The organism is Prosthecodimorpha hirschii (assembly GCF_001305515.1).
GTDB classification, from domain to species: Bacteria; Pseudomonadota; Alphaproteobacteria; order Rhizobiales; family Ancalomicrobiaceae; genus Prosthecodimorpha; species Prosthecodimorpha hirschii.
Genome location: NZ_LJYW01000001.1, coordinates 467,305 through 475,514, shown reverse-complemented (window position 1 = coordinate 475,514; position 8,210 = coordinate 467,305). Strand labels below are relative to the sequence as shown.

At 68.6% G+C, this 8,210-nt stretch carries 7 protein-coding genes; 5 read left to right on the top strand and 2 right to left on the bottom strand.

Translation table 11 applies throughout. From position 1 onward, the window contains the following. On the bottom strand, positions 1 to 654 hold a 654-nt coding region (locus ABB55_RS02010), incomplete at its 3' end, for an ABC transporter ATP-binding protein (protein WP_244471951.1). A 276-nt stretch (positions 655 to 930) separates the two neighbouring features. Here ABB55_RS02010 and ABB55_RS02005 point away from each other — a divergent pair. From ABB55_RS02005 to ABB55_RS01990, 4 genes are all read left to right on the top strand, one after another. Then, complete coding sequence (locus ABB55_RS02005; RefSeq protein ID WP_244471950.1) at positions 931 to 1,695, top strand: GntR family transcriptional regulator; 765 nt, start codon at positions 931 to 933, stop codon at positions 1,693 to 1,695. 131 nt (positions 1,696 to 1,826) lie between these two features. Then, positions 1,827 to 2,900 (top strand): alkene reductase, encoded by a 1,074-nt coding sequence (locus tag ABB55_RS02000; protein WP_054357303.1) that lies wholly within the window; start codon positions 1,827 to 1,829, stop codon positions 2,898 to 2,900. Positions 2,901 to 3,060: 160 nt separating this feature from the next. Next, positions 3,061 to 3,465, top strand: a complete 405-nt coding sequence (msrB, locus tag ABB55_RS01995; protein WP_054357302.1) for a peptide-methionine (R)-S-oxide reductase MsrB — start codon at positions 3,061 to 3,063, stop codon at positions 3,463 to 3,465. Between the two features lie 344 nt (positions 3,466 to 3,809). Then, positions 3,810 to 4,244 carry a PaaI family thioesterase gene (locus ABB55_RS01990; RefSeq protein WP_054357301.1) on the top strand — a complete coding sequence of 145 codons (435 nt, stop codon included), beginning with the start codon at positions 3,810 to 3,812 and terminating at the stop codon, positions 4,242 to 4,244. A gap of 18 nt (positions 4,245 to 4,262) precedes the next feature. Here ABB55_RS01990 and ABB55_RS01985 read toward each other — a convergent pair whose 3' ends face one another. Then, entirely contained in the window at positions 4,263 to 4,859 is a 597-nt protein-coding gene (locus tag ABB55_RS01985) for a MarR family winged helix-turn-helix transcriptional regulator (protein WP_083463278.1), read from the bottom strand. A gap of 311 nt (positions 4,860 to 5,170) precedes the next feature. Here ABB55_RS01985 and ABB55_RS01980 point away from each other — a divergent pair, with 311 nt between their 5' ends. Next, on the top strand, positions 5,171 to 7,480 hold the full coding sequence (locus ABB55_RS01980) for a bifunctional salicylyl-CoA 5-hydroxylase/oxidoreductase (protein ID WP_054357300.1): 2,310 nt from the start codon (positions 5,171 to 5,173) through the stop codon (positions 7,478 to 7,480). Positions 7,481 to 8,210 lie beyond the last annotated feature (730 nt).

Here is an 8,210-nt window from a genome sequence, read left to right as displayed (position 1 = left end):
GGTCGGCAGCACGACATGGCGGAAGGTCTGCCAGGGCGTCGCGCCGAGATCGCGCGCGGCCTCCTCCAGGCGGCTGTCGAAGCAGCCCCGAGGTGAACAGGCCCATGCCGGTGGTCCAGTCCTCGGCGAGCTTCGGAAATCCCCAGTCGGCGGCATGCAGCTTGACGGCGTCGTCAGCCACGCGATCTTCGGTTCGGTGATCAGGGCCCGGGCGAGCGCGACGCGCTGCTGCTGGCCGCCCGACAGCTGGGCCGGCAGCCGGCCCGCATAGGCGCCCATGGCGACCAGATCGAGCAGCACCTTGGCCTTGGCGTGCCGTTCCGCCTTGTCGACGCCGCGCATCTTGAGGGCGAAGGCGACATTGTCGATCACGGTGAGATGCGGAAACAGCGCGTAGGACTGGAACATCATCGCCGTGCCGCGCCGCGCCGGCGGCAGGTCGGTGACGTTGTGGGCACCGAGGATGATGTCGCCCTCCGAGGCCGCCTCATGGCCGGCGACCATGCGCAAGGTCGAGGTCTTGCCGCAGCCGGACGGACCGAGCAGGCAGCAATAGGTTCCGGCGGGGATCTTGAGGTCGACCGCCTCGACGGCGACGGTGGCGCCGTAGCGCTTCGTGACCTGGACCAGTTCCAGTGCCGCCGGTTGGGCCATGCCGCCGTTGCTCCCGCTCTTCGCCTGACCGGTCGGACCGGCCGTCAAAAGCTCGCAAGGCCTGTGCCAGATGCGTCCGGGCCGCCCGGCCTGCGGGGGCGCCCTGGAATGCGGCTCCTTGCATCTCGACCGCGGGTTCGGCCGGCAACGGAATTGCCTAGGAACCGGGCAGTGTGGACACAGTTTACGCTGCGATCGTATACGATCCAGGCGTTCTTTCGAAGCCCGCTGACGCTAGACTGAGCGGCGAGAGGTCGAACCGGAGCGACCGCGCCCATGACGGCCGGGGACGAGGATATGGCGCCGCCGCAGGCGCCGGGATCGGGAACGGCGTCGGCGCCGCGGGCGGGTCGGCCGTCCGGGTCCCGCACGGCCGAGGACCGGGCCGGCCGCATCCGCGCCGGGATCGTCACCGCGATCCTGGAGCAGAGGCTTCATCCCGGCACGAAGCTCGGCGAGGACGAGATCGGCGCGGTTTACGGCGCCAGCCGCACCATCGTGCGCGCCGCCCTGCAGGCGCTCGCCCACGAAGGCATCGTGGTGATCGAGAAGAACCGGGGTGCCTTCGTGGCGCGGCCGAGCCCCGAGGAGGCGCGCGAGGTGTTCGAAGCCCGCCGCCTGATCGAGACCGCGATCGCCGGGCGGGCCGCCCTCCGCTACACGCCGGATTGGGGGGCGGCGCTTGATCGGCACCTCGCCGAGGAGCGCGCCGCGCTCGCGCGCGGCGACGACCGTGCGGCGATCCGCCTCAGCGGCGAATTCCACGGCCTCGTCGCGGCCTTGGCCGGCCACGGCATCTTCCAGTCCCTGCTGGCCGAGCTGATCGCCCGGTCCTCCCTCATCATCCTGCTCTATCGCAGTCGCCGTGCCCAGTTCTGCGGCAGCGACCATCATGCCGCCATCGCCGAGGCGATCCGCCGGGGCGACGGCGCCCTGGCCGGCCGGTTGATGGGCGAGCATCTGGTCGAGATCGAAACCGGTCTCGATCTCAAGGGCGACGCGGATACCGATCGCAGTCTCGCCGACATCCTGCGCGGCTGAGCCTGCGGCCCCGTCCAACAGACCCCGCCACGCTCTCGCCGATTTGCTCGGTCTGCCGCCTTGCTTTCCGCAAGCGCGACCATAACTGTCGTCGGCGGCCGTTGCGCCGCTCCCGATCAAGGATCCGTTTCATGACCGCAGACGCGCTTTTCTCGCCCGTAAAGTTCGGAAGTATCGAACTTAAGAACCGCATCGTGCTTGCGCCCCTGACGCGCAACCGGGCGGCTCCGGGCAACCTGCCCTCGACGCTCGCCGCCACCTATTATTCGCAGCGTGCCTCCGGCGGGCTGGTGATCACCGAGGCGACCCAGGCGACCGAGGACGGGCAGGGCTATCCCGACACCCCCGGCCTTTATTCCGATGCCCAGGTCGCGGCCTGGAAGGTGGTCACCGATGCGGTCCATGCCGCCGGTGGCAAGATCGTCGTCCAGCTCTGGCATACCGGCCGCATCTCGCATTCGGTGTTCCGCCCCGACGGGCTGCCCCCGCTCGCGCCGTCCGCCATCGCCCCCGCCGGCGCCGTCTACCTGCCGGGCTGGCAGAAGGCGGACTTCGAGACCCCGCGCGAGATGTCCCAGGCCGATATCGACCGCGTCGTCGACGGCTGGCGCGCGGCCGCTGCCAATGCCCGCCGGGCCGGCTTCGACGGCGTCGAGGTTCATGCCGCCAACGGCTATCTGATCGACCAGTTCCTGCGCGACGGGTCCAACAAGCGCACCGACGGCTATGGCGGTCCGATCGAGAACCGGGTCCGCTTCCTGAAGGAGGCGGTTGCCGCCGCGGTCGCCGGCTGGGGTTCGGGGGATGGCGTCGGCGTCCGCCTGTCGCCGCACAACCCCTATAACGACATGAAGGATTCCGATCCGGCCACGACCTTCACGGCCGCCGCCGCGGCGTTGAAGCCGTTCGGTCTCGCCTATCTGCATGTGCTCGAGCCGGTCGGCACCAGCCCGGCCCTGGCGCCGGCCATGAAGGCCGCCTCCGGCCTGCCGCTGATCGTCAATGGCGGCTATGGGGCGGAAACCGGCGCGGCCGCGGTTGCCGCCGGCACGATCGACGCGATCGCCTACGGCACGCTGTTCCTGGCCAATCCGGATCTGCCGGCCCGCTTCGCCGCCGGCGCGCCCCTCAACACGCCGAACCCGAAGACCTTCTACGGCGGCACCGAGGTCGGCTACACCGACTATCCGGCGCTGGCCTCCTGATCGTCTGAAGCGCCGCGGCGGCCCGTCTTTCCGGCGGCCGCGGCCTTGCGGGCTGCGATCAGCAATTGGTGATCCCGGCCGGCGCCAGCGGCGCCCGCCGGAGATTGCGTCCGGCCCTCCGGGTCCCTAGATCTTGGGACCGAAACAGAGGAGGGGCCTCATGGATACCCGCGTCTATCCGGTCACGCGCACCGACGATGAATGGCGCAAGGTGCTGACTTCGGAGCAGTACCAGGTCATGCGCCGGCACGGCACCGAGCGGCCGGGGAGCTGCGCGCTCCTGCACGAGAAGCGCGCCGGCACCTTCGCCTGCGCCGGCTGCGACCAGCCGCTGTTCCGCGCGGATGTGAAGTTCGAGAGCGGCACCGGCTGGCCGAGCTTCAACGATCCCGTGCCGGGCTCCGTCGAGACGACGACCGACCGCAGCTACGGCATGGTGCGGACCGAAGTCCATTGCAGCCGCTGCGGCTCCCATCTCGGCCATGTCTTCGACGATGGCCCGCCGCCGACCTACCAGCGCTACTGCATCAACGGTGTGGCGCTGAACTTCACGCCGGCGTCCTGAGCGCTGCCCGTCTGACCGCGGAAGCGGATCGGCTGGCTTGAGGCCACGGCTGCCATGCGGGATCACCGCTCGACGGTGACGACGCAAATGCCCTGCATTGCCGGGCTGCATCGCCGGGGCTGTCCGTATTGGCCCGGACAGGCTAGACCGGAGGTCGTCGGAATCGAGGGGATTCCGGCTCGGCGGTCGGTCCTGCGACGGATGCTTGCCATTCGTTGCGAGGGTGTCGCACCGCCGGTCTCGACCAGGTGGCGGGCTCGTTCGGGCCGGCCGTCCAGCCCCGGTGGCAAATCCCGGACGGTTGGGATTTGCGGCCGGGGATGTCCTTGCCCGGAGCACCAGACTTGTCCCAGCCGACGCGCGAATCCGATTTCGATCCGAGCGACCACGGCTGGGAGGCGTTGCAGCAGGACGGCTACGAGGCGCTCGTCGGGCCGTTCTGGACCCGCCACGAAATGGGCGCTCTTCAGGTCGCCCTGAAGACCCGGCATGAGCACCGCAATCGCAACGGCGCCGTCCATGGCGGCGTGATCCTGTCGCTGGCCGACCAGGGGCTCGGTCTTGCGGTGCTGGAGGCGACCGGCGGTCTGAAGCAGGCGACCATCCAGCTCGATCTGCATTTCGTCGCCGCGACCCGACCGGGCCAGTTCGTGGTCTGCATCCCGAAGGTCGACCGGGTGACCTCCGGCGTCGCCTTCGTGCGCGGCGAACTCAAGGTCGGCGACCGTCTGGTCGCGACCGCCGAGGGCATCTGGAAATATGTCGAGGCCAAACGGTAGGCGGGACGATCGGCGCGGTCACGCACCGAGCGCGTCGAGATGGCGACGCAGGGCCGAGAGGCCGCGTGACAGTTCGTTGCGGGCCTGAGGTTCGAGACCTCCGATCAGGCCGACCACCCATTCCTCGTGACTGGCCGCCATGGCCAGAAACCGCGCGCGGCCTTCCGCGGTCAGGCGGATGACGGTGGTGCGCCGATCCTCGGCGCGGGTTTCGCGCGTGACGAAGCCTTCCTCCACGAGCCTGTCGACGAGGCTGGTGATGGCGCCGTTGGTGACCATCATGCGCCGCGACGCATCCGTCATGGTCAGGCCGTCGGGCGCACGCTCGAGCTGGGCCAGCAGGTCGAACCGGGCCAGCGAGATGCCGAATTCCTTGGTGATGCGGCTCGACAGGATCGACTCGATCCGGTTCGAGGCGCCGAGCAGGCGCAGCCAGACCCGCAGTTCGTCATGCGGCGTGCCGACCGGGCGGCCGTCCGACACGGCCGTCGGTGCCGGTCCCGAACCGTCGGCCGGGACGCCGACCACCGATGCGGCAGGGGCGGCTTCGGGCCACGCCTCGGCGGCGGAAGCGGAGCCTGTCTCCGATTTGGCGCGTCGCGGCCTCGCAGCCATGGTCGGGTCCCATCGTGCTTCGCAGGCGCGGCGTGGACGCCATTCCGTCCGGACCGGGCCGCCTGGACTTGCCCGGTGCGAAAAAGAGTCTGCGGTGCGCGTCGCAGGGACTGGACGGGACTCGCAAGCTGACCATTTCATACATCAAATATTGAACCCTGCAATGCAGCCGGCGCGCATGGGAGCCGCATGCGGAGGAGCACGGACCGGATTGACCGCATCCCTTCAGACCTCTATATTTTAATCCTAAACTAATTCGCCGGAATTCGGGGGCGAGGGCGTTTCCGGTCCGGCGGCCGTGGGAGAGGCTCATGCGCATCGTCTGCATCGGCGGAGGCCCGGCCGGGCTTTATTTCGGTCTTCTGATGAAGAAGCTCCAACCGGCCCATTCGGTCACGGTGGTCGAGCGCAACCGGCCCTATGACACGTTCGGCTGGGGCGTCGTCTTCTCCGACGCCACCATGGAGGCGATGCGGGTCTGGGATCCGGAAACCGCCACCGAGATCGAAGACGCCTTCAACCATTGGGACGACATCGAGCTCCTGTTCAAGGGCACGCGCCAGCGCACCTCGGGCCACGGCTTCGTCGGCATCGGCCGCAAGAAGCTGCTCAACATCCTGCAGAAGCGCTGCGAGGATCTGGGCGTCGAACTGGTCTTCGAGCGCGACGTGGACTCCGATCTCGAATTCCCCGATGCCGACCTGATCATCGCCTCGGACGGCATCAACTCGAAGATCCGCAACGCCTACCAGGACGTCTTCCAGCCCGACCTCGTCGTGCGGCCGAACCGCTACATCTGGCTCGGCACCGACAAGTCCTACGATGCCTTCACGTTCGACTTCCGCAAGACCGAGCACGGCTGGTTCCAGGCGCATATCTACAAGTTCGACGACAAGACCTCGACCTTCATCGTCGAGACGACCGAAGACACCTTCAAGGCGCATGGCATCGAAGCCTTCGACCAGGATCAGTCGATCGCCTTCTGCGAGGACCTCTTCGCCGAGGTGCTCGACGGCTCCAAGCTGATGACCAATGCGCGCCATCTGCGCGGCTCGGCTTGGCTCAACTTCAACCGCCTGATCTGCGGCCGCTGGAGCCATTTCAACGGCCAGAGCCACGTCGTGCTGATGGGCGACGCCGCGCATACCGCGCATTTCGCGATCGGCTCGGGCACCAAGCTGGCCATCGACGATGCGATTGAACTGACCCGCCAGTTCGAGGCCTTCGGACATGACCCGGACAAGATCCCGGCCGTGCTCGACGCCTATGAGGAGGTGCGCCGGGTCGATGTCGCCCGCATCCAGAATGCGGCGCGCAATGCGATGGAGTGGTTCGAGGTGGTCGGCAGCCGCTATGCCGACACCCTGCCGCCCGAGCAGTTCATGTATTCGATGCTGACCCGCTCGCAGCGCATCAGCCACGAGAATCTGCGCCTGCGCGACAAGACCTGGCTGGAAGGCTACGAGCGCTGGTTCGCGCAGTCCTGCGGGCTCACGGTCGGCAACGGGCGGACGACGCCGCCCATGCTGACGCCGTTCCGCATCCGCGACCTGACCTTGCCGAACCGCATCGTGGTTTCGCCGATGGCCATGTATTCGGCGACCGACGGGCTGATCAACGACTTCCATATGGTCCATCTCGGCGCCCGCGCGCTCGGCGGCGCCGGGCTGATCTTCGGCGAGATGACCTGCGTCTCGCCGGATGCCCGCATCACCCCCGGCTGCCTCGGCCTCTGGAACGAAGAGCAGGCGGCGGGCTGGCGCCGGCTGGTCGACTTCGTGCACGGCCAGAGCGCCGCCAAGGTCGGCATCCAGATCGGCCATGCCGGCCGCAAGGGTGCGACGCGGCTCGCCTGGGAGGGCATCGACCAGCCGCTCGCCGAGGGCGGGTGGCCGCTCTATGCGGCATCCGCCATGCCGTATCTCCCCGTCAGCCAGACGCCGCAGGCCATGACCCGCGCCGACATGGACCGCGTGCTGGCCGACTTCGTCCGCGCGACCGAGCTCGCCGCCACGACCGGGGCCGACCTCCTCGAACTGCATTGCGCCCACGGCTATCTTCTGTCCGGCTTCCTGTCCCCGGTCACCAACCGGCGCACGGACGCCTATGGCGGCAGCCATGAGAATTGCGCCCGCTTTCCGCTCGAAGTGTTCCGGGCGGTGCGCGCGGCCTGGCCGGCGGAGAAGCCGATCTCCGTGCGCCTGTCCTGTCACGACTGGGTCGACGGCGGCAACACGCCCGAGGATGCGGCGATCTATGCCCGCATGTTCAAGGAGGCCGGCGCCGACCTGATCGACTGCTCGTCCGGTCAGGTCACCAAGGAGGAGAAGCCGGTCTATGGCCGGCTCTGGCAGACGCCCTTCTCCGACAAGATCCGCAACGAGATCGGCATCCCGACCATCGCGGTCGGCGCCATCTCCGAGGCCGACCACGCCAACTCGATCATCGCGGCCGGCCGCGCCGATCTCTGTGCCGTGGCCCGCCCGCATCTTGCCGATCCGGCCTGGACCCTGCACGAGGCCGCCCGCATCGGCATCACCGATGTGCCATGGCCGAAGCAGTACCGCTCCGCCAAGGGCCAGTACGAGAGCAACCTCGCCCGCGCCGCAGGCGTGAAGTGATGACGCTGCCCGCTCTCGGGTCGCTTTCCGCCGGATCCCGATCGTTCGTCGGGATCCGCGCGCTTCCGTTCTGCTGCATGCACGTCGTGAATCGCGTCAGGGGTGCTCAATCCCTCAACGCATTCTCTGCCGGAGCTCAGCGCAGGACCCGGTTTTTGCGGTTGTCAGCGCACGTCGTGAATCGCGCTCGGGATGCTCAATCCCTCAACGCATTCCCGGCCGAAGCGCAGCGTAGAGCCGGGACCCACTCTGCGGCAGGATCGCCGCAGGGTCGGTGCGAGACCCGGGCACTGCGACCCGTCATGCACAGAGTGGGCCCCGGATCGGCGGGCCTTCGGCCCTTGTCCGGGGATGCGTTGTTGGATGGTGCCAGGGGGGCATGTAGCAAGCGCGTTGGGCACTCTGCGGCCGGGGGGGTGCAGGTTCGGTGCGAGACCCGGGCACTGCGACCCGTCGTGCACAGAGTGGGCCCCGGATCGGCGGGCCTTCGGCCCTTGTCCGGGGATGCCCCATCCCTCAACGCATTCCCGGCCGAAGCGCAGCGCAGAGCCGGGTTTCTGCGTTTGTCCGCGCACGTCGTGAATCGCGCTCGGGATGTTCAATCCCTCAACGCATTCCCGGCCGAAGCGCAGCGTAGAGCCGGGACCCACTCTGCAGCCGGCTCGCTGCACGGTTGGAGCGAGACCCGAGTGTTGCGACCCGTCGTGCGCAGAGTAGGCCCCGGATCGGC

Coding starts and splice junctions, on each gene's coding strand:
- ABB55_RS02005 (WP_244471950.1), top strand. CDS start 931: ATGACGGCCGGGGACGAGGATATGGCGCCGCCGCAGGCGCCGGGATCG.
- ABB55_RS01980 (WP_054357300.1), top strand. CDS start 5,171: ATGCGCATCGTCTGCATCGGCGGAGGCCCGGCCGGGCTTTATTTCGGT.
- ABB55_RS02000 (WP_054357303.1), top strand. CDS start 1,827: ATGACCGCAGACGCGCTTTTCTCGCCCGTAAAGTTCGGAAGTATCGAA.
- ABB55_RS01985 (WP_083463278.1), bottom strand. CDS start 4,859: ATGGCTGCGAGGCCGCGACGCGCCAAATCGGAGACAGGCTCCGCTTCC.
- msrB (WP_054357302.1), top strand. CDS start 3,061: ATGGATACCCGCGTCTATCCGGTCACGCGCACCGACGATGAATGGCGC.